The sequence below is a fragment of the Gammaproteobacteria bacterium genome (genome assembly GCA_013151035.1).
Classification (GTDB): domain Bacteria; phylum Pseudomonadota; class Gammaproteobacteria; order JAADJB01; family JAADJB01; genus JAADJB01.
Genome location: JAADJB010000030.1, coordinates 24,399 through 42,182, shown reverse-complemented (window position 1 = coordinate 42,182; position 17,784 = coordinate 24,399). Strand labels below are relative to the sequence as shown.

General features: G+C 43.6%; 19 protein-coding genes, 1 other RNA gene and 1 pseudogene. 10 read left to right on the top strand and 11 right to left on the bottom strand.

The features are described 5' to 3' along the window. Positions 1-17: 17 nt before the first annotated feature. Genes GXP22_07070 through GXP22_07060 form a run of 3 tightly spaced genes read right to left on the bottom strand, consistent with a single transcriptional unit; the run spans position 18 to position 3,548 of the window. Positions 18-698 (bottom strand): TVP38/TMEM64 family protein, encoded by a 681-nt coding sequence (locus GXP22_07070; GenBank protein ID NOX09231.1) that lies wholly within the window; start codon positions 696-698, stop codon positions 18-20. Next, the gene (locus GXP22_07065; protein ID NOX09230.1) at positions 664-2,037 is read right to left on the bottom strand and encodes a sigma-54-dependent Fis family transcriptional regulator; all 1,374 of its coding nucleotides are present in this window, start codon (positions 2,035-2,037) and stop codon (positions 664-666) included. The genes GXP22_07070 and GXP22_07065 overlap by 35 nt, the downstream gene beginning before the upstream one ends. 8 nt (positions 2,038-2,045) lie before the next feature. Beyond that, complete coding sequence (locus tag GXP22_07060) at positions 2,046-3,548, bottom strand: hypothetical protein (GenBank protein NOX09229.1); 1,503 nt, start codon at positions 3,546-3,548, stop codon at positions 2,046-2,048. A gap of 235 nt (positions 3,549-3,783) precedes the next feature. On the opposite strand from GXP22_07060, the gene GXP22_07055 reads away from it, so the two are divergent. The 3 genes from GXP22_07055 (at position 3,784) to GXP22_07045 (ending at position 7,863) form a co-directional block, all read left to right on the top strand. After that, on the top strand, positions 3,784-4,350 hold the full coding sequence (locus tag GXP22_07055) for a hypothetical protein (protein ID NOX09228.1): 567 nt from the start codon (positions 3,784-3,786) through the stop codon (positions 4,348-4,350). A 78-nt stretch (positions 4,351-4,428) separates the two neighbouring features. Beyond that, complete coding sequence (locus GXP22_07050; GenBank protein NOX09227.1) at positions 4,429-6,417, top strand: SLC13 family permease; 1,989 nt, start codon at positions 4,429-4,431, stop codon at positions 6,415-6,417. 9 nt (positions 6,418-6,426) lie between these two features. Further along, a complete protein-coding gene (locus GXP22_07045; GenBank protein NOX09226.1) occupies positions 6,427-7,863 on the top strand; it encodes a sodium:proton antiporter in 1,437 nt (478 codons plus the stop codon). On the opposite strand, the gene GXP22_07040 is transcribed toward GXP22_07045, so the two are convergent. The 5 genes from GXP22_07040 to GXP22_07020 form a co-directional block, all read right to left on the bottom strand. Continuing rightward, positions 7,860-8,765: a DMT family transporter gene (locus GXP22_07040; GenBank protein NOX09225.1), complete on the bottom strand. Its 906-nt coding sequence runs from the start codon at positions 8,763-8,765 to the stop codon at positions 7,860-7,862. The genes GXP22_07045 and GXP22_07040 overlap by 4 nt on opposite strands. Positions 8,766-9,004: 239 nt before the next feature. Further along, the gene (locus tag GXP22_07035; GenBank protein ID NOX09224.1) at positions 9,005-10,306 is read right to left on the bottom strand and encodes an amino acid permease; all 1,302 of its coding nucleotides are present in this window, start codon (positions 10,304-10,306) and stop codon (positions 9,005-9,007) included. Between the two features lie 26 nt (positions 10,307-10,332). Then, positions 10,333-10,572, bottom strand: coding sequence for a CDGSH iron-sulfur domain-containing protein (locus GXP22_07030; GenBank protein NOX09223.1), 240 nt, complete (start codon positions 10,570-10,572; stop codon positions 10,333-10,335). Positions 10,573-10,591: 19 nt separating this feature from the next. Next, entirely contained in the window at positions 10,592-11,539 is a 948-nt protein-coding gene (locus tag GXP22_07025) for a glutathione S-transferase family protein (GenBank protein NOX09222.1), read from the bottom strand. Then, entirely contained in the window at positions 11,536-12,393 is an 858-nt protein-coding gene (locus tag GXP22_07020; protein ID NOX09221.1) for a pirin family protein, read from the bottom strand. The genes GXP22_07025 and GXP22_07020 overlap by 4 nt, the downstream gene beginning before the upstream one ends. A gap of 106 nt (positions 12,394-12,499) precedes the next feature. Here GXP22_07020 and GXP22_07015 point away from each other — a divergent pair, with 106 nt between their 5' ends. The 3 genes from GXP22_07015 (at position 12,500) to GXP22_07005 (ending at position 14,030) form a co-directional block, all read left to right on the top strand. Beyond that, positions 12,500-13,420, top strand: a complete 921-nt coding sequence (locus tag GXP22_07015; GenBank protein NOX09220.1) for a LysR family transcriptional regulator — start codon at positions 12,500-12,502, stop codon at positions 13,418-13,420. A 7-nt stretch (positions 13,421-13,427) separates the two neighbouring features. After that, a complete protein-coding gene (locus tag GXP22_07010) occupies positions 13,428-13,637 on the top strand; it encodes a hypothetical protein (GenBank protein NOX09219.1) in 210 nt (69 codons plus the stop codon). Between the two features lie 150 nt (positions 13,638-13,787). Further along, positions 13,788-14,030: a BolA/IbaG family iron-sulfur metabolism protein gene (locus GXP22_07005; GenBank protein ID NOX09218.1), complete on the top strand. Its 243-nt coding sequence runs from the start codon at positions 13,788-13,790 to the stop codon at positions 14,028-14,030. Positions 14,031-14,282: 252 nt separating this feature from the next. Here GXP22_07005 and GXP22_07000 read toward each other — a convergent pair whose 3' ends face one another. Beyond that, entirely contained in the window at positions 14,283-14,570 is a 288-nt protein-coding gene (locus GXP22_07000) for a type II toxin-antitoxin system RelE/ParE family toxin (GenBank protein NOX09217.1), read from the bottom strand. After that, positions 14,571-14,840, bottom strand: coding sequence for a type II toxin-antitoxin system Phd/YefM family antitoxin (locus GXP22_06995; protein ID NOX09216.1), 270 nt, complete (start codon positions 14,838-14,840; stop codon positions 14,571-14,573). Positions 14,841-15,028: 188 nt separating this feature from the next. Here GXP22_06995 and GXP22_06990 point away from each other — a divergent pair, with 188 nt between their 5' ends. The 4 genes and pseudogenes from GXP22_06990 to GXP22_06975 all read left to right on the top strand — a co-directional run bounded on the left by GXP22_06990 (position 15,029) and on the right by GXP22_06975 (position 17,242). Then, positions 15,029-15,496 (top strand): mobile mystery protein A, encoded by a 468-nt coding sequence (locus GXP22_06990; GenBank protein ID NOX09215.1) that lies wholly within the window; start codon positions 15,029-15,031, stop codon positions 15,494-15,496. 9 nt (positions 15,497-15,505) lie between these two features. Further along, positions 15,506-16,039, top strand: a complete 534-nt coding sequence (locus tag GXP22_06985; protein NOX09214.1) for a mobile mystery protein B — start codon at positions 15,506-15,508, stop codon at positions 16,037-16,039. A 336-nt stretch (positions 16,040-16,375) separates the two neighbouring features. Then, positions 16,376-16,474 (top strand): annotated as a pseudogene (locus tag GXP22_06980) (antitoxin). 48 nt (positions 16,475-16,522) lie between these two features. Further along, positions 16,523-17,242 carry an RNA-binding protein gene (locus tag GXP22_06975; protein NOX09213.1) on the top strand — a complete coding sequence of 240 codons (720 nt, stop codon included), beginning with the start codon at positions 16,523-16,525 and terminating at the stop codon, positions 17,240-17,242. 169 nt (positions 17,243-17,411) lie between these two features. On the opposite strand, the gene ssrA is transcribed toward GXP22_06975, so the two are convergent. Further along, positions 17,412-17,775, bottom strand: a transfer-messenger RNA (tmRNA) gene (gene ssrA / locus GXP22_06970). Positions 17,776-17,784 lie beyond the last annotated feature (9 nt).

The following is a 17,784-nucleotide window of genomic DNA, read 5'->3' as shown; positions in this document are numbered from 1 at the left end:
CGTACCACGCACCAATATCATCTTAGGAATCGTTTGATAACAAAAACAATAAAGGACAGGATGCCGAGTAATAATATCGTTAAGCCGATACGGTGATTCTCTGCGGATACCAGTTCACTACCAAAGTGTGCTAGTAAAAAACTGGCGGGGATAATACCGGCAAGGGTGGCAATAACAAAACGCCAGAAGCTTAATGAAGTCACCCCTGCAGCATAGCTGATCATATCAAAGGATATAAAGGGTAGTAGGCGTGATATGAAAACAATAAACATCAACATATTCTGCGACCCTTTTAATTTATTTCCATAGGTAGAATCCAGCCATTTTTTTGTAATATCAATACCGCTGAGTCGTGCAAGAAGGAAGGCGGTAATGGCACCAAGCACTGAGCCAATGACAATATAGAGGGTGCCAAGAGTATGACCATAAAGTGCGCCGGCAGCCAGGGCGATAGGTGCGCTTGGGATAGGGCTCATAATGATAGCTGCCATCATTAACCCAATAATAAGCAAAGGTCCGTTGGCACCTTGTTGTTTGATCCACGTCTTTAACTGGTCACTATTTTCAAAAAATGCCAGTGCGCCTGTTTGCTCAATGAGCAAGTAACCCGCAATGAGCACAATGATAATGATGCTAAAATAGATTATGGGTCTGAGTGGAATATTATTTTTCACTACGGTCTTCCTCAACAAGACCATATTTTTTTAATTTTCGCCACAGTGAAACACGGTCAATACCGAGGATCTTTGCTGCTTGCGTGCGATTTTGCCTACTTCGATTGAGCACATAACGGATATAATCCGCTTCACGTTCAATCAGAGTCGGTAGCCGTCCAGCCTCTTCACGCACGACATGTACCGCATGCTCTATCAGCGTGACAGGTAAATTGGCTAGGGTGAGTTTGCCTTCTTGAGCCAGTGTTACTGCACGTTCTATAATGTTTTCAAGCTCGCGGATATTTCCCGGATAGTCATAGTCAATCAATATATCTATTACGGCAGGTTCAATATCCTCGACGGCACGCCCCATGCGTGTGGCATGTTTACGCAAAAAGTGGAAGGCAAGAAGAGGGATGTCATCACGGCGTTCTGCTAATGGTGGAAGATGTAATCCTAATACATCAAGACGATAATAAAGATCCTGCCGAAAACGGCCAGCGGTGACCTCGGCAAGTAAATTACGATGTGTTGCAGTAATCAAACGAATGTTGACCGGGATCGAACGGGTTGAACCCAGTCGTTGGACGCTTCTTTCCTGAATGACGCGCAATAATTTCACCTGCATTCCAATCGACATCTCGGCAATCTCATCGAGAAAAAGAGTGCCATTATCAGCGGCCTCGATAATGCCTGCTCGTGCTTCGGTTGCCCCGGTATAAGCCCCTTTTTCGTGACCAAATAATTCATTGGCAAGGAGATCTTCCTGTAGTGCCCCACAGTTGACTGCCTGGAACACCTCTTTCCCCCGAGTGCTGTGATCATGGATGAATTGAGCTAGTAGTTCTTTGCCGGTTCCACTCTCTCCGGTTATCAGTATATTGGTATCGGTAGGCGCGATCTGTCGTGTCATCTCTAACAGCCGTTGCATGAAGGCATCTTGAGTGATGATGGAGACATCATTGTTATTAACGAGTTGTTTTTTTAATCGCCGATTTTCCTGTTTCAACCGAACCAGTTCTATGGCATTGCGAATAACCTCACGTACCTCATTCAGGCGAAAAGGTTTGGCGATATAGTGAAAGGCACCGGCCTTCATAGCCTCTACTGCGGAGTCCAGTGTGGCATAACCTGTGATTAGAATGACTGCGCTTTCCAGTTCCAGTTCTCTGACGCGTTGAAGTATTGCCATACCATCTATTTTTTCCATGCGTAGGTCAGTCAGGATGACATCGAATGGTTGTTTCTCCAATACCTCGATGGCACCCATGCCTGTGGTACGGGTGATAACCTCATAACCTTCCTTGCGACAGACATGGGCAAGATTTTCCACTGCCGTTGCCTCATCATCAACGATCAGGATCTTTCTGCTAGTATCCACTGTTTGAGTCATCTGTTATCTCCAACTGGAAAAAGTAGTGCCACTTGGGTGCCTTTTCCGGGGCGGGAGGTGATGGCAAGACAGCCATCATGTTCATTGACAATCTCTTGCACAATAAATAGCCCCAGTCCGACACCCTGTCCAGGTTCGCTGGTAGTAAAAAATGGATCAAAGACCTTTGATAATGTTTCTTTGCTCATGCCTGGCCCATCATCGGTGACTAATATCTCGATGAATTGCTCCTCGTTGTCGGTGAGGCATTTTAGATTGCCAGCAACCTCAGCACCATCAGGGACAATGTTAACTCCGGGGTCATACATGAGGGCGCTGATGTGCAAGTGCATTTTTTCCCCTCCGGCATTTAATGCATTTTGGATCAGGTTGATAAAGAGTTGTTGAATACGTTGTTTATCGACCTGCAATACTAGTTCATCCGGTATGTTGATGGTGAGTATTGTGGAATGTTCCACTAATGTCTTGCGAATGATGGTTTGGATCTCATTAATCAGATCCAGCAATTTTAGGGGGGTTCTTTGAAAGACCCGTTGACTGCCGAAATCGAGCAGGCTTCTGACTATATTTCGTCCGCGTTCGGTCTCATTATTAATCTGTTTCAGCCAGATGTTCAGTTGTTTTTGATCAGCGCTATTGAGTTCTTCCATAAGTAACTGGCAGGATGATGAAATGTTGGAAAGTGGGTTATTTAGCTCATGGGCAACACCTGCGGAGAGTATGCCCAGGGCTGCCAGTTTTTCAGATTGCAAGGTGCGTTTCTGATGGATCTCCAGTTCCTTTAACATCTGATTGAAGACATTGGTGAAGGTGATGAACTCACGATCATCTGATGGTGATTCGATATGATTGAGTTCTCCTCGGGCAATGGCTGTTAAGCGTGATTCCAACAGTTTGAGAGGGGTTAATGCTACACGTCTGAGTTGATGGCCAACGATGTAAATAGCCAATCCAATTATAAACAAGGATATGAATAAGAACCATTGGGATTCCTGTACGGCCACTTTAAGCCGTTGGCGTTCCTGCCTTGATATTGATTCTACGGATAGATTAATCTGATGACCAATATCTCTTATCTCCTCATTGAGGCGTTGTTGCTCTATGCCGGATGACTGCTGCCAGTTGTCTAATTGGCTACGATAATGTTGTAGATTTGCTACCATTGTTGCCAAGTTCGATTCTTGCATAATTGAACTCAAGGTTGCCTTGTTTTGTTTCAAGATACTTAGTGATATGGCTGCATTTTCATTGATGCTGGACAAGGTCTTTCTATTTGAGTAGAGAAATAGATTTTTTTCTTCGCGCCGCATTTCCAGGATGGCGTCCCGCAGATTAGAAACCACTTCTCCTTCAATGACCTGTCGTTCAAGAAATAACAGATCCAGTAAGGCGATGATGCCCAGTATGACAATACCGCTAACGAGTACGATATACGCACGGGTGATTTTCCCACGTAAACTGCCTGTATTAACAATATTGACCATAACAAAACGCAACATACTGTTTCAATTTGAAACAATACTAGCAGTTTTTGCTATTCGGTGCATTTTCTAGTGTTCCAGCGGTTTTCCCTGTAAATGATGATTCATATTGCAACGCCTGTTGTGAGTTATATTATATTATTTGTATTTAAATCAATTGCTTGTGATTTATTGGTTCTGGCATATACTTTGCAATAACATAGTGGAGTAAGGCGAATGTATGAGTTAAAGGCACCTCTATTATGGAGTTAACATGATGAAAAAATCAGCGGGTTATTGGAAAAATTTGTTGTCTGGTTTAGGTTCTCAATATGCCGGTGAGTTTCTCTCTATGGATGAGAAAATGAAGACGTTGGGGGCTGTCATAGAAAAGCAGGATCAACCTTCTTCTCCATCTTTGCATCTGGTAAAAAAACCGGGGGCTCAACGTATTGCTTTAATCAGCGATGGCAGGGGGCTAGGAGCACCGCTTAATTATGTCATTGAGACCTGCTTACGGCAAAATGCCAGGATTGAGCTGCTTATTCACGGACCGGTTGACATGATCAATATCTCAGTATTGGAAAATCATATTTATGAGGCTGGTATTGATTGTCAACGGACTCAATTCGGGGTAAATGCTGTTGAGGATATTACCGACTATATCAGTAATCAGTCAGCACTGATCTTTGTGGTCGCAATGCCTGACGATTCTGTTGCGAAGGCACTTATAGAAGATGTGATTCCAAAACGGTATAATCGTCTGCTTGTGCCTATGGTGCTGATTGAGGATAGCACTTCGGCGTTGTCAGTGAAAAGGCCTACTCGTCATTTAAGGTGATGTGATCAGGTCAGGTAGCCAGCTGTACCGGTCCAATATAAATAACCAAATTCTAAAATAGTTAAGAAGAGTGAAATAATGAATAAACTTGCTGATGAAGAGCAAACAATTGTAACGCCAGGGGTTTTTAGTCCAAAACAGATTATTGCAGCCATAATATTTACAGCATTTGCATTCTTTCTTGCTACCGTGGTGCCCACGATTGAAATAGCCTGGGTGAGTGCTGTGCTGGTTCTTACTATTTATCTTTTTGCTTTTGAAATTGTTAGTGTGGATGTTGCGGCAGCAACTGTTATGGTGCTGTTGGGACTGACCTCGCTATTGGCACCTTTTATGGGGTTGGAACAGGGTTTAGTAGACAATAAACACTTGTTTGATGGCTTTTCATCCAATGCGGTGATGTCAATTATTGCTGTTATGATTATCGGTGCAGGTCTTGATAAGACGGGCATTATGAGTAAGGTGGCGGCCTTTATCCTGAAGGCAGGTGGTACCACCGAAAAACGAATAATCCCGATCATCTCCGCAACCGTTGGTTTCATATCTTCATTTATGCAGAATGTGGGTGCTGCGGCACTCTTTTTGCCCGTGGTTTCTCGTATATCAGCGCGTTCCGGTATTCCATTATCCCGCCTGTTGATGCCTATGGGTTTCACTGCCATTCTGGGTGGCACCATGACTATGGTGGGATCAAGTCCACTAATTTTGTTGAATGACCTGATTTTAACCTCGAATAAGGCTCTGCCTGCGGATCAGCAGATGGATACCTGGGGTTTGTTCTCTGTGACTCCGGTGGGTGCTGCCCTGATTGTTACCGGTATTATTTATTTTGTTCTGGCGGGTCGTTTTGTGTTGCCAAAGACTAAAAGTGAGAGCAGTACCAGTGGTAGTGATCCGATGCGCTATTTTCACGATGTTTATGGTGTGGACTACGCATTATCTGAATTGGTGGTGACTGATGGCAGTGCAATCATTGGTATGCATCTTGATGATGTTGAAACGGTTTATCGTGTGCGTATAATTGCTAGTAAGCATGCGGGTGGGGCATCTCGCCTGGGGCCGGGAACCATCGCCAGGGATACAGAGATTGAGTCTGGTATGGTGCTGGGCGTTATCGCTGATCCCCAGGTGCTTTCTCATTTTGTTGAAAAGTATGCACTTAAAAAGCGCAGTGAGCTACGTTCATTTTCTGATGCACTTTCGAGCATAAAGGCCGGTATTGCCGAGGTGGTTATACCGCCAGGTTCAAGATTGATTGGAAAAACAGCGCGTGATGTCTGGATGCGTAAGGCCTATGGTCTCGCTATGATTGGTCTGCATCGTAATGGCAAAACCATGCGTGAGGGTGATGATATACGCAATAATCCCTTTCAGGCAGGTGATACGCTGGTGGTTCATACGGCATGGACAGCGTTGGAGCGTATCGAAAAGGATAATGATTTTGTTGTCGTGACGACCGAATACCCGCATGAGGAGGAAGTCCGACCCAACAAGATTCTACCGGCAATGATCTTCTTTGGTATTGCGTTATTTATGGTGTTGTTTACTGATATTCGTTTGTCGGTAGCGCTATTGACGGGTGCTATGGGTATGGTGCTTTCAGGTGTGTTGAAGATAGAAGAGGCCTACGAAGCGGTTTCATGGAAAACGGTATTCCTGTTGGCCTCCCTGATTCCTCTTGGGCTGGCAGTGGAGACCACGGGTACCGCTAAATGGATTGCTGACCAGGTTTTGTATGTTGTGGGTGATCAGGAAATATGGGTGATTCAGACAGCGATTGCTGTATTGGCAACCTTCTTTACATTAGTGATGTCGAATGTGGGTGCCACTGTATTGTTGGTGCCGCTCGCGGTTAATATTGCAATTGGTGCGGGGGCGAATCCTGCGGTGTTTGCCTTGACTGTTGCTATTGCTACTTCTAACTCTTTCTTAATTCCCACCCATCAGGTCAATGCCTTGATTATGGGGCCAGCGGGCTATCGTGTGGCCGATTTCTTGAAGGCTGGCGGAATCATGACTGTGCTGTTTTTAGTTGTGATGATGGTTATGATGAATATCGTTTTCTAGGAAATAAAAATGAATAATAAATCAAGCTCGTTGGTGGCTCTGTGTGTTACAACCATCCTCTCTTTACTTGTGCCCATTAATGCAATGGCTAATGAGGCCGGGGGACAACTCCTGAATCTGACGGATAGCTGGGTCGGTTATACCTCAATCATGATTTTTGCCATCGCCTATATTCTTGTTGTGGCAGAGGAATTTACCCATCTGCGTAAATCCAAGCCGGTTATTCTTGCGGCAGGTATTATCTGGGGTTTGATAGGTTGGGTTTATACCAGCCATGGTATGTCCCATGCTGCTGAGGCAGCGGTGCGCCATAACCTGCTGGAGTATTCGGAATTAATGCTCTTCTTGCTGGTGGCGATGACCTATATTAACTCGATGGAAGAACGTCAGGTCTTTGATGCCCTGCGGTCATGGTTAATCAAGAAAGGCTTTGGTTTTCGTCAGCTCTTTTGGCTCACGGGTTTCCTTGCCTTCTTTATCTCCCCGGTAGCGGATAACCTTACCACGGCATTATTAATGTGTGCCGTCGTATTGGCAGTGGGTGCATCAAGCCCTAAATTTGTTACCTTGTCCTGTATTAATATTGTGGTGGCATCCAATGCCGGTGGGGCATTCAGTCCCTTTGGTGATATCACCACATTGATGGTCTGGCAAAAAGGCATGGTCGACTTCTGGGGTTTCTTTGCTTTGTTTGTTCCATCAATGGTTAATTTTATTGTTCCTGCGGCAATCATGCATTTTTCTATCCCTGATGAAAGACCCGCGACGACAGAAGATACTGTGATGATGAAGCGCGGTGCCAAACGTATTGTTATATTTTTTCTGTTGACTATTGTTACCGCAGTCAGTTTCCATAATTTCCTTGGTCTACCACCCGTAATAGGTATGCTCACCGGTTTAGGTTATCTACAATTACTTGGTTTTTACCTAAAAAAGACCAATTACAAGTGTGTAAATGCCATGAGTCAGGTGGTGGATGCTGAGGGACACAAGGCCAGTGCCGTCCCATTTGATATTTTCAATAAGATCGCGCGTGCGGAGTGGGATACTCTATTCTTTTTCTATGGTGTTGTTCTTTGTGTGGGTGGGCTGGGTTTCCTTGGCTACCTGGCACTGATCTCGGATGTGATGTATAACCAATGGGGTGCCACCAGTGCGAATATTGCCGTCGGTGTGATCTCGGCAATTGTTGATAATATTCCAGTGATGTTTGCCGTGCTGACGATGAATCCGGATATGTCGACAGGTCAGTGGTTACTGGTTACCCTGACCGCCGGTGTTGGCGGTTCATTGTTATCCATTGGTTCAGCCGCAGGCGTGGCATTGATGGGGCAGGCACGTGGTAAATATACCTTCTTTGGTCATCTGAAGTGGTCACCCGTTATTGCACTGGGCTATGCCGCCAGTATCGTAACCCACATGTGGTTGAACAGTAGCCTGTTTTAAAGTGGCCATTGTTTCCAACGTATCTGCCATTTCTTTTTGAAAGGTAAATACTTGCCATATTCATAAATCGCTAGTCCGCTTAAAATCAGGGCGGTACCAAACCATACTTGAGAACCAATTTCCTCATTATTGATCGCAGCCCCCAGTAATAATGCCATGACAGGTGTAATCAGGGTGATCAACGCGACTCGCTCCACATTAATGTTTTTTAGCAGATAATAGTAGAGAGGAAAGCCGAGTGCAGTACCCAAAATGGCCAGGTAAACAATGGCCATGACAGATTGCTGTGGCCAGGTTTGTGGCCAGTTAGAATTATAAAAGGCATTAGCAAAAAATAATGGCGTAGCAACAATCAGACTCCCAATAGTAATAGAAATAGCGGGTATATCGGGCTTCAACTTACGGATAATAACCGCACCAAGAGATTGTGCCGATGCAGCAAACGTTACTGCGGCAACGCCTGCCAGGGCGGCGGTTGAAATGCTCAGGCCTTCTATAAACACGACTATCAGCCCACTTAATCCGAGTAACATACCAAAGATACGTCCAGGGGTGAAGGTGCTTTCATGCAGAATTAACATAGCGAAGATGCTGGTTAAAACAGGTGAAAGACCAAATATAACTGAAATCCATCCAGACGGAATATATTGTGCTGCCCAGTAGACAGAAGCCATGGTCAGGAATAATGATAAACCACTGACGATGTAAAGGTATCTTGCCTGTCTGTTCCAGGGTAGCGGTAGACGCTGTAGACGAGCAATCATTATCAATGCAAACAAACCAATGATCATACGCAGGGCAACACCATACTCATAGCCAATTCCAGCGCTACTCCATTTAATGCCAAGTGGTGTTGTACTCCATACAAGTATGACAATGATATAAGCAGCAGGGACAGACACGTCTTTTCTCCAGTGAGTGAAAGATTAACAATAAAAAAGGCCACTATCTTTTAGGTAGTGGCCTGATGAAAAACTATTTTCTGTATGGGTTTTAAAACACAACAGAAGGCCACTGCGGGGACTGCCATAGAGGTAGCACGCACATGCATCGAATTACGGAGTGGCGGGTAAATGTATTCATGTCTCGATGGTCGATGTTTCTGTGTGTTTTGTCAACAGAAAGTTTTACCTTTATTTTTCTACTGAGGTTTGCAAATACATCGACGCTGGCTAAACAGGATTTCTGCCAGGAAAATACCGATATAAAAACCCCCGATCCATATCAGACTATCTTTATCTGATTGCCATAAATAAATAATTAAAGCTAGCCATGAAGAGACAGTGAGTAATAGACCGATTAAGGGGATGGCTGGATGTATGTTAATTATTTTTCTGAGCCGAAATGCAGATAGATGAATGCTGGCAAAGATCAACAAAAAAGTTGCGCTGGCGAAAGAGGAAATAATATTAAGATTACTTAGGTTGACAAAGACCAGTGTGGTGGCTGTGATAATAGTTAAACTTACCCATGGAATATTATTTTGCTGGCGGCGAAAACCAAAAACAGCTGGCAGGGCTTTTTCACGGGCCATTACCATACCTAATCGGGCTGTACCAAAAAGTGTTGCATTAATCGCTGATGCCGTTGAAAACAGGGCTGCGACACCAATCAAAACAAAACCCGCATGACCGAGGAAGGGTCTGGCTGCTTCTGCCAGTGCATATTCCTGATATTTTATGATTTCTTCAGGTAATAAATTCCCTACTGCAACAAGAGAGACCAAGACATAAATAAAGATAGTAATAATAATTGAAATCATAATCCCCTTTTGTAAGTTATTTTCGGGATCTTCCATTTCATTAATGGCATTGGGGATTAGCTCAAAACCTTCATAGGCAACAAAAATAAGTGCGGCAGCCATAATGACCCCCGAGTAACCCTGATTAAAAACAGGTAGCAGATGGTCTGCTCTGGCATAGAATAATCCGATAGTGGCAAATAGCGAAAGGATTAATACCTTGATGGTGACAATAATTAGTTCACTATTTCCACTGGCCTTTACACCGTATAGATTGATACCTAAAAAACTCAGTAATACCAGTGATTCCAGCAAGTGATGCATGGCTGAATTGTCACCGTTGCTACCCAGCATGGCTGATCCATAAACAGCAAAGGTATAGGCATAGAGTGCCATGGTGCCTACATAGCCAGTGAGTAGTAGCCAGCCACCTATTCCAGCAACAAAGGGTGAAGAAAAGGCCTTTTCAAGAAAAGTAAAACTGCCACCACCTGATTGAAATGTGATGCCTAGTCTGACGTAGCAGAGCCCGGTTAATAGCGCAATAATGCCACCCAGTAAGAAGGCGATGGGTGCTGCATGACCTGCCTGAACAATAGCGAGCCCCAGCACTGAAAATATTCCACCGCCTACCATACCTCCCACGCCCATTGATATAACCTGAATCAGGCTGAGTTTTTCAGTTGTATTATTTTGAGTCATGTGCTTTGTGCAATGCTCCATATCTGTTATTTCTGGTTATGACTACCATCACAGAATGGTGCGGTTCCGGTTTTTTTACAACCACACAAATGTATGGTTTCTGTTTTTTCTGCACTAAAGGACTTGGGTTGAAAATCTGTACCTTTGTGTAAACCATCGCAATAGGGCTGACTCTTACTGCGGCCACAGGAACACCAGTAATAAGTTTTTCCCTGCTCAACATTAACGGTGTAGGGTGCGTTTTGTGGGTTTAGTGCTTTTGACATAATGTTCTCCTTTGTTTTGTTAAGATAGGTTTTCCCGCTTATGGGGCTGTAAAAAGTCAATGTCCGGTCCCTTTGGGATAATCCCGGTCGGATTAATTAAGTGATGACTAGCAAAGTAGTGGTGTTTGATGTGATCCATGTTGACTGTCTCTGCTACGCCGGGTACCTGATAAAGTTCGCGCGTGTAGGGCCATAGGTTCGGGTAATCCATTAGTCGTTTTTTGTTGGTCTTGAAGTGGCTGTAATAGACGGCATCAAAACGTACCAGAGTGGTGAATAAACGCCAGTCTGCCTCTGTGATTTGATCACCAACAAGATAGCGTTGTTTTGACAATCGTTCTTCCAGTTCATCCATAGTGTTAAACAAGCGATCAAAGGCCTTGTTATAGGCGTTTTGCGTGGTTGAAAATCCAGCACGGTATACGCCATTATTTATGTTGTTATATATGAGGTTATTGATTTCATCAATCTCTTTACGTAATGGTTCAGGATAAAAATCCACCTCAACCCTTGCGTAATTATCAAAGGCAGAGTTGAACATACGAATGATTTCTGAAGACTCATTATTCACAATGGTCTGACGTTCTTTATCCCACAATACAGGGACGGTAACCTGGCCATCAAAGTTGGCGTCGGCTATCAGGTAGTTTTGATATAAATAATCAGTATTGTTGACATGATCCTCTGTCGCGCCGGGATACTCACCGAATACCCAGCTCTTTTCTGGCATCAGGGGGTGAACGATGGATACCGAGATCACATCTTTTAGCCCTTTCAATGCACGAAAAATCAGAGTTCTATGTGCCCAGGGGCAAGCGTATGAAACATAAAGATGATAACGCCCCGGTTCAGCAATGAAACCACTGTCTCCACTCGGGCCTGCACGACCATCCTGAGTAATCCAGTTTCTGAACCCTGATTCTACGCGGACAAATTCGTCCTTAACGGTTTTAAATTTTACAGTCATTTTTTTAACCCATGATTATGTACAAGATTATTCGACTTAAAGTCACGCATTGCCTGGTCAACCTCTGCGCGAGTATTCATTACAAACGGGCCATATTGAACAATGGGTTCATTGATGGGTTTGCCACTAATCAAAACAAATCGTGCCCCCTGTTTCCCGGCTAAAAAATCAGCTCTGTTATCATCTGTTCCGAGTGCAATCAGTGTATGTAATGCTATCTTCTGCCCATTGACTTGTCCATCACCCTCAAACACATACAGAAAACTATTGTTCTCTTCCGGTAGTGCATGCTGAAAATTTTTACCTGCTTTTACCTGCACATCGAAATACGATACCTGGGTAATATTATCCAGGATGGGTGCCTGCATATCACCAAATTGACCGATGAGTAATTTGAGATTGAAGTCTATTGTCTCTATCACAGGGAAGTCAGTCGAAGGGAATTCCTGATATTCAGGCATATCCATCTTGTTTATTGCTGGCAGGTTAATCCACAATTGAAAGCCACGCATTAAACCATCCTTCTGTTTGGGCATCTCTGAGTGTATAACGCCACTGCCTGCTTTCATCCACTGTGCATCACCGGAGCCAAGATTGCCCGTATTGCCCATACTATCCTGATGTTCCATCTGACCATCAATCATATAGGTGAAGGTGCTGAAGCCACGATGCGGATGTGACGGAAAACCCGCAATGTATTCATCCGGGTCATCACTATTAAAATGATCCAGCAACATGAAGGGGTCATAATTACGCAGGGCAGGGGTACCGATAGTGCGGTGTACGGTGACACCTGCACCTTCAGTAATCTCCATCGCAGGTATCAGTCGAGTAGGACTCGCTTGTGTATTCATAATGTTCTCCTTGTGTTGGGAGCATTATCAGTGTTGTTAAATAAAGAATAAACATTGATAATGTGAATTAATTGTTCTTTTTATGGCAACAATAAGGAGGAGAGTAATGAATCGTTTTGATAATATGGATACCTTCATTCGGGTGGTTGAGGCAGGTAGCATCAGCGGTGCCGCCGACCGCCTGGGGGTGGCAAAATCAGCGGTGAGCCGACGACTGAAAGAGCTGGAAGGGCATCTGGGTGTTGAGCTTTTTCACCGCACCACTCGACGCATGAACCTGACGGATAGCGGCCGTGCTTTTTATCATCAGTCTGTACGCATACTGGAAGACTTACTGGAAGCTGAGCTTGCAACATCACAGGCGCATTGTGAATTAAAGGGCCGCCTGAAGGTTGCCATCCCCTCCAGTTTTGGTCTTATGCACATGGGCCCCGCTATTAACGAGTTTTTACAGGCGCATCCACAGATTGAATTTGATCTTGATTTTAATGACCGTGAAGTGGACTTAATGCAGGAAGGATTTGATCTTGCCATTCGTATCGCTAATCTGCCTGACTCAAGTTTTATCGCACGTCGTCTGACTTCTATTAAAACCGTTATGTGCGCTAGTCCATCTTACCTTGATAGCCAGGGTATACCACAAACAGTGGATGAATTGACAGAACATCAATGTCTTGTTTACAACCTGTTACATGATTTCGAACACTGGCATTTATCTGATAGCGCAGGCGATGTACATAAGATAAGGATACATCCATATCTGAAATCAAGTACAGGTGAGTTTCTCAGGGATGCCGCAGTAGAAGGCAAGGGTATCATTCTGGTGCCTTCTTTTATCGTATATAAAGAGATTGAAAGTGGTGCTCTGATTCCAATACTCAAGGATTACAAACCCTTTGAATTAGAGGCCTATGCTATTTATCCACAAACACGTCATTTGTCCAGACGTGTTAGAGCCTTTGTTGATTTTCTGGTAAAACGATTTCAGGGTATGCCTTATTGGGATGAATGTATTCAGGGGATTTGATTATAAAATGAATATCGATCAATCTTTTTTTGCGCTTAGCCTTACTTATCGTCTGAGTGCTTTGGCTAAAAAATCATTCTTCAGTGTTAATTCACTGATTTTAGCATGCAGATCCTTTAGTTGGCTTTCCTCAGCTTTGCTTAGTAATGTGTCTAGTGTTTCAGTTATCTGCTTAGAAGCCCATGAATATGATGATAAAAAGAGTCATAAAGTCTGATAATTAAGATTGAAATAGAAAAGTTGATGATTGTGAGTGGATCTTTTAGGGGCCTATACTCGCATGAACACAAACCCATGAGCGGAGTCTGGTTGAAAAATAGGCAAGGCAGTGTACCATTCATGCTCGTAAAACAATTTTGAGATAACTATGTCCCCGGATGATGTGAAAAAACTGATTGAAGATGGTATTGAAGGCGCTGAGGCCATTATTTCTGGAGAAGGCTGTAACCTTGAATGTACGGTTATTAGTGATATTTTTGAGGGTAAAAGCATGCTGAATGAACAGAAGATGGTGTATGCCACGGTGAACAATTTGATTCAAACTGGTGAGTTACATGCAATAGGTATTAAGGCCTTTACCAAGGCAGAGTGGGCAAATAAGCAGGGTTAAATCCCTGCTGAATTAAAGGGGGATAGTACCCTTGATCCATTGTAGGCTATTCAATAAAAAGGCTATCACATTGGCGGCCTTTTATGTTTTTTGTGAGACAGCTGCAATCGAACATATATCGTAATCTATTGATTTGTAAAGAGTTTTTACATTCTATCTCAGACTGTGTTACTGCCCGTGTTACTTCATAATATACGATTTACATAAGTAATCCGGTGTCTGTTTCAGGTTGATTGGCTTCATGGTTTAATATTAGGGTAAGCTTAGTAATCGTTCGCTTCGCCACACTCGTATAATATGAATTGAGTTCTTTTCTCTCAGGTAAACAATTCGAAAGGGAACATGAATAAGCTCCCTGATTTTTACATCATCAAACTCGGGTACAACCCTTCCTATATCAGGGTGATCGGCTAATGTCTGGATGTGCTCAATAATAGACGTTAAGAATTGTGTACCAACGGTAAGGGCATCTTCATTCTCGTAATATTCTTTAATGCCATCCAGATCACTGTATGCAGAATTGGCTATGAATATTTTCACTTATTCAATACCTAATTTTCTCTTTACATCATCCAGTTCCAGTTCTTTGCCTTCCCTGACTTCCATTAGGCCTTCAGCAACCGCCTTCATGAATGCTCTTTCTTCCTGATTTTTTTCATATTCTTCAAGACCCTGTACAACAGCGACACCTCGGCCACGACTGGTAAGCAAAATTGGGCGGTGAGAATTGTTGGCATGATTTACTACTTTTCCAGGATTGACCTTGAGGTCTGAGAGGGAGATAACATCTTCAGAGAATTTGGTTTGCATTGAATTGACCTCGGGGTGGCAATAAATGTATAGACCTGATTATAGCACCTGTTAACAGGGCTTGTGGCAGTCAGGGCTATAAATGCCATTATCTATTGATTATTAATATAATTTAACAATATTACTTGCTATATGTATTGATATAGCTATACTTTTTGATATATATTGTATCAATATGTTAAATCATTATGGCTAATGCATATAAACAACTTGCTAGAGAACAGTACACTACGCTGGTTAATACAGCTGCGCTATCACTATCTAGGTTGGTGTTTCCCAAAGAAGGCTGGATCAGATCGGTCAGAAAAGCACTGGGAATGTCAGGTAGTGACCTGAGTAAGCATCTTAATAGTAGCCGTACGGGCGCTGCTTATCTGGAAAAAGCAGAGGTAGATGGACGCATTACTATCAATAAGCTTAAAGAGGCTGCTGAGGCATTGGATTGTCACCTGGTCTATGGTTTTGTTCCTAATACATCTATTGATGAATCGATTAGCAAACAGGCAGAGCTTAAAGCCAGACATCTTTCTCAGTATGTCGATACTCAGATGGTGTTAGAGGCTCAATCTTTATCCCCAAAGGAGCTGAAAGCAGAGATCCTGCGTTTAAAAGAGAAGCTCATACGGGAAATGCCTAATGATCTATGGAAGCTATAGGTAGCGATGATGGGCTATCCAGATGGTGCAACACCACTTGATCCAGATGAAATGAATGGAATCAAGTTCCCTCATATCACGACCAGGGGGCAACTGGATCAGATGGAGCATGTTAATATACAGGAAGGTCTACGTTGGCTTAACCGTATTCAGCATACCGATATGTTTACAAATCAGTTTGTACGAAAGCTTCATGAGAAATTATTTGGCAATGTATGGAACTGGGCAGGTACATTTCGTCAAACAGAGAAAAATATTGGTATCAATCCTGTTCAAATATCTCAGCAACTGAGGGTATTGCTCGAAGATGCCCAGTACTGGATTAAAAATAAGACTTATCCACCTTATGAGTTAGCGTTGCGTCTACATCATCGTATTATGGCAGATGCTGTCTTGATGCAACTTCTAGCAAAGAAATCGATTGACTGGAAAGGTGATTCCCTAAATAGTGATTCTAAAATTAGAAATGATTATATAGCAGCATTGAGATATGCTGATCAGGGAGATTATGGTCCGTTGTTAGCGTTGTATTCAAAGGATTAAATCTGAGTGAATATATTATTCACTGATGTACGATCTAAAAGGAACGGGCAGCCAGGCGAGGTAAGTTATGACTAAGAAACGTAAATTATTTGATGAGTTAATGGATGGTGTTGATTCCATACAACAACATCGAAAATAAATATTTTTTTGAAATTAGAGTAATATCTATGAATGATGAATTCGAGGTAAAAATGTCGTCACTAAGCCAAGCCATATCAAGTGGAGGTAAGGCTGTACAGGTTGATATTTATGGAGATGGAAAAGGTAGATGGCTACTGGAAGTAATTGATGAATTTAATAACTCTACGGTCAAAAAATGCTAAACAACAGATTGAGCAACATAAGGCTGTTGCCGAGGCAGCATTCAAAAAAGATGCTCGCATCAATATTCGTTTATCATCCAGAGATCTTCGATCATTACAGGCAAGGGCATTATGAAATATTTTATGCTACCTCAAATAATCCTGCTGTTGTGTGACGGCTATGTGTGAACGGATACGACTGGACAAGCGACTGGTTGAGTTGATTGCATGCTCTCGTGGTGAGGCCCAGAAATATATTGAGGGTGGCTGGGTGCGGGTAGATGGTGAGGTTGTGGAACAGCCACAGTTTAAGGTGATGGAGCAGAAGGTGGAGTTGCATGCCGATGCAACGTTAGAGCAAGCTGTTCCGGTAACGCTATTGCTACATATGCCAACGGGTTTTGATGTGTGTGATCCCGCTGCACCGTTGCAGTTGATCGGCCCTGATACCCATGCCAAGGAAGATGACTCGGGTATTCGCGTGCTTAAACGCCACTTTGGTCGGCTCAATGTCACCGCGCCACTTGAATTGGGGGCTACGGGTCTATTGGTGTTTACTAACGATAGGCGAGTGGTACGTCGACTGGTGGATGATGCGACAAAAAACGAGCAGGAGTATATTGTTGAAGTGAGTAGCGAGATTGATCCTGAGCAGCTAGCCAAGTTGAATGGCCCAATGATGCTTAATAACTGGACTATTCCTAAAACCAAGGTTAGTCGACAAAGTGAGATTCGTCTGCGCTTTGCCCTTAAATCGGCACGCGCTGAGCAGATTGCGTTTATGTGTAAGAGTGTTGGCTTAACGGTGGTAGCTATGAAGCGTATTCGTATTGGAAGTATATCAATGGGTAAGTTGCCGCCGGGTCAGTGGCGTTATCTGCCGACGGGTAAGTTGTTTTAACTATGGATGCCTCCCATACTTGAATACGTTCTGTTCGATGAAAAGCCGCTCCAGATATTTACTGCTGAATCAAGGGATAAAATCACTTGAAAGTAGCCGTTAAATTGAATTAGTAATGCCTTAACGCGAGCAATAAAAAAGCCACCATAACGGTGACATTTTGTGCTTTTGGTGGAGACGGCGGGAATCGAACCCGCGTCCGCAGATCCTCTGCTGTTGGCTCTACATGCTTATCCGCGCCTTTAAGTTTAACGGTTTGCTACCCGACGGGCAGGGAAGACAAACAGCGAGTTCAGTTAAGTTTTAGCGAATCCACCCTGAACGTGCTTCATCGCGATTCTGTATGGGATGACTCCGGTGATCTGAGCGTACAGACACACATCAGGCCGAAGGCACTACACTGGTTTTTAAGCAGCTAGTGCGTAGTTGTCGTCGTTGGCAACTATAAGTTTACAGACTGGATTTACGAGGTAATTCTGTCCCTCGGCATGCACCTCAAGTTTCGCAACCCGCGTCGAAGCCAAGTCGTCCCCTATTGGTAA

Bases quoted from the DNA above. Each gene is read 5' to 3' on its own strand.
- GXP22_07070 (NOX09231.1), bottom strand. From the start codon at position 698: ATGGTCTTGTTGAGGAAGACCGTAGTGAAAAATAATATTCCACTCAGA.
- GXP22_07060 (NOX09229.1), bottom strand. From the start codon at position 3,548: ATGTTGCGTTTTGTTATGGTCAATATTGTTAATACAGGCAGTTTACGT.
- GXP22_07055 (NOX09228.1), top strand. From the start codon at position 3,784: ATGATGAAAAAATCAGCGGGTTATTGGAAAAATTTGTTGTCTGGTTTA.
- GXP22_07050 (NOX09227.1), top strand. From the start codon at position 4,429: ATGAATAAACTTGCTGATGAAGAGCAAACAATTGTAACGCCAGGGGTT.
- GXP22_07045 (NOX09226.1), top strand. From the start codon at position 6,427: ATGAATAATAAATCAAGCTCGTTGGTGGCTCTGTGTGTTACAACCATC.
- GXP22_07035 (NOX09224.1), bottom strand. From the start codon at position 10,306: ATGACTCAAAATAATACAACTGAAAAACTCAGCCTGATTCAGGTTATA.
- GXP22_07030 (NOX09223.1), bottom strand. From the start codon at position 10,572: ATGTCAAAAGCACTAAACCCACAAAACGCACCCTACACCGTTAATGTT.
- GXP22_07025 (NOX09222.1), bottom strand. From the start codon at position 11,539: ATGACTGTAAAATTTAAAACCGTTAAGGACGAATTTGTCCGCGTAGAA.
- GXP22_07020 (NOX09221.1), bottom strand. From the start codon at position 12,393: ATGAATACACAAGCGAGTCCTACTCGACTGATACCTGCGATGGAGATT.
- GXP22_07015 (NOX09220.1), top strand. From the start codon at position 12,500: ATGAATCGTTTTGATAATATGGATACCTTCATTCGGGTGGTTGAGGCA.
- GXP22_07010 (NOX09219.1), top strand. From the start codon at position 13,428: ATGAATATCGATCAATCTTTTTTTGCGCTTAGCCTTACTTATCGTCTG.
- GXP22_07005 (NOX09218.1), top strand. From the start codon at position 13,788: ATGTCCCCGGATGATGTGAAAAAACTGATTGAAGATGGTATTGAAGGC.
- GXP22_06995 (NOX09216.1), bottom strand. From the start codon at position 14,840: ATGCAAACCAAATTCTCTGAAGATGTTATCTCCCTCTCAGACCTCAAG.
- GXP22_06990 (NOX09215.1), top strand. From the start codon at position 15,029: ATGGCTAATGCATATAAACAACTTGCTAGAGAACAGTACACTACGCTG.
- GXP22_06985 (NOX09214.1), top strand. From the start codon at position 15,506: ATGGGCTATCCAGATGGTGCAACACCACTTGATCCAGATGAAATGAAT.
- GXP22_06975 (NOX09213.1), top strand. From the start codon at position 16,523: ATGTGTGAACGGATACGACTGGACAAGCGACTGGTTGAGTTGATTGCA.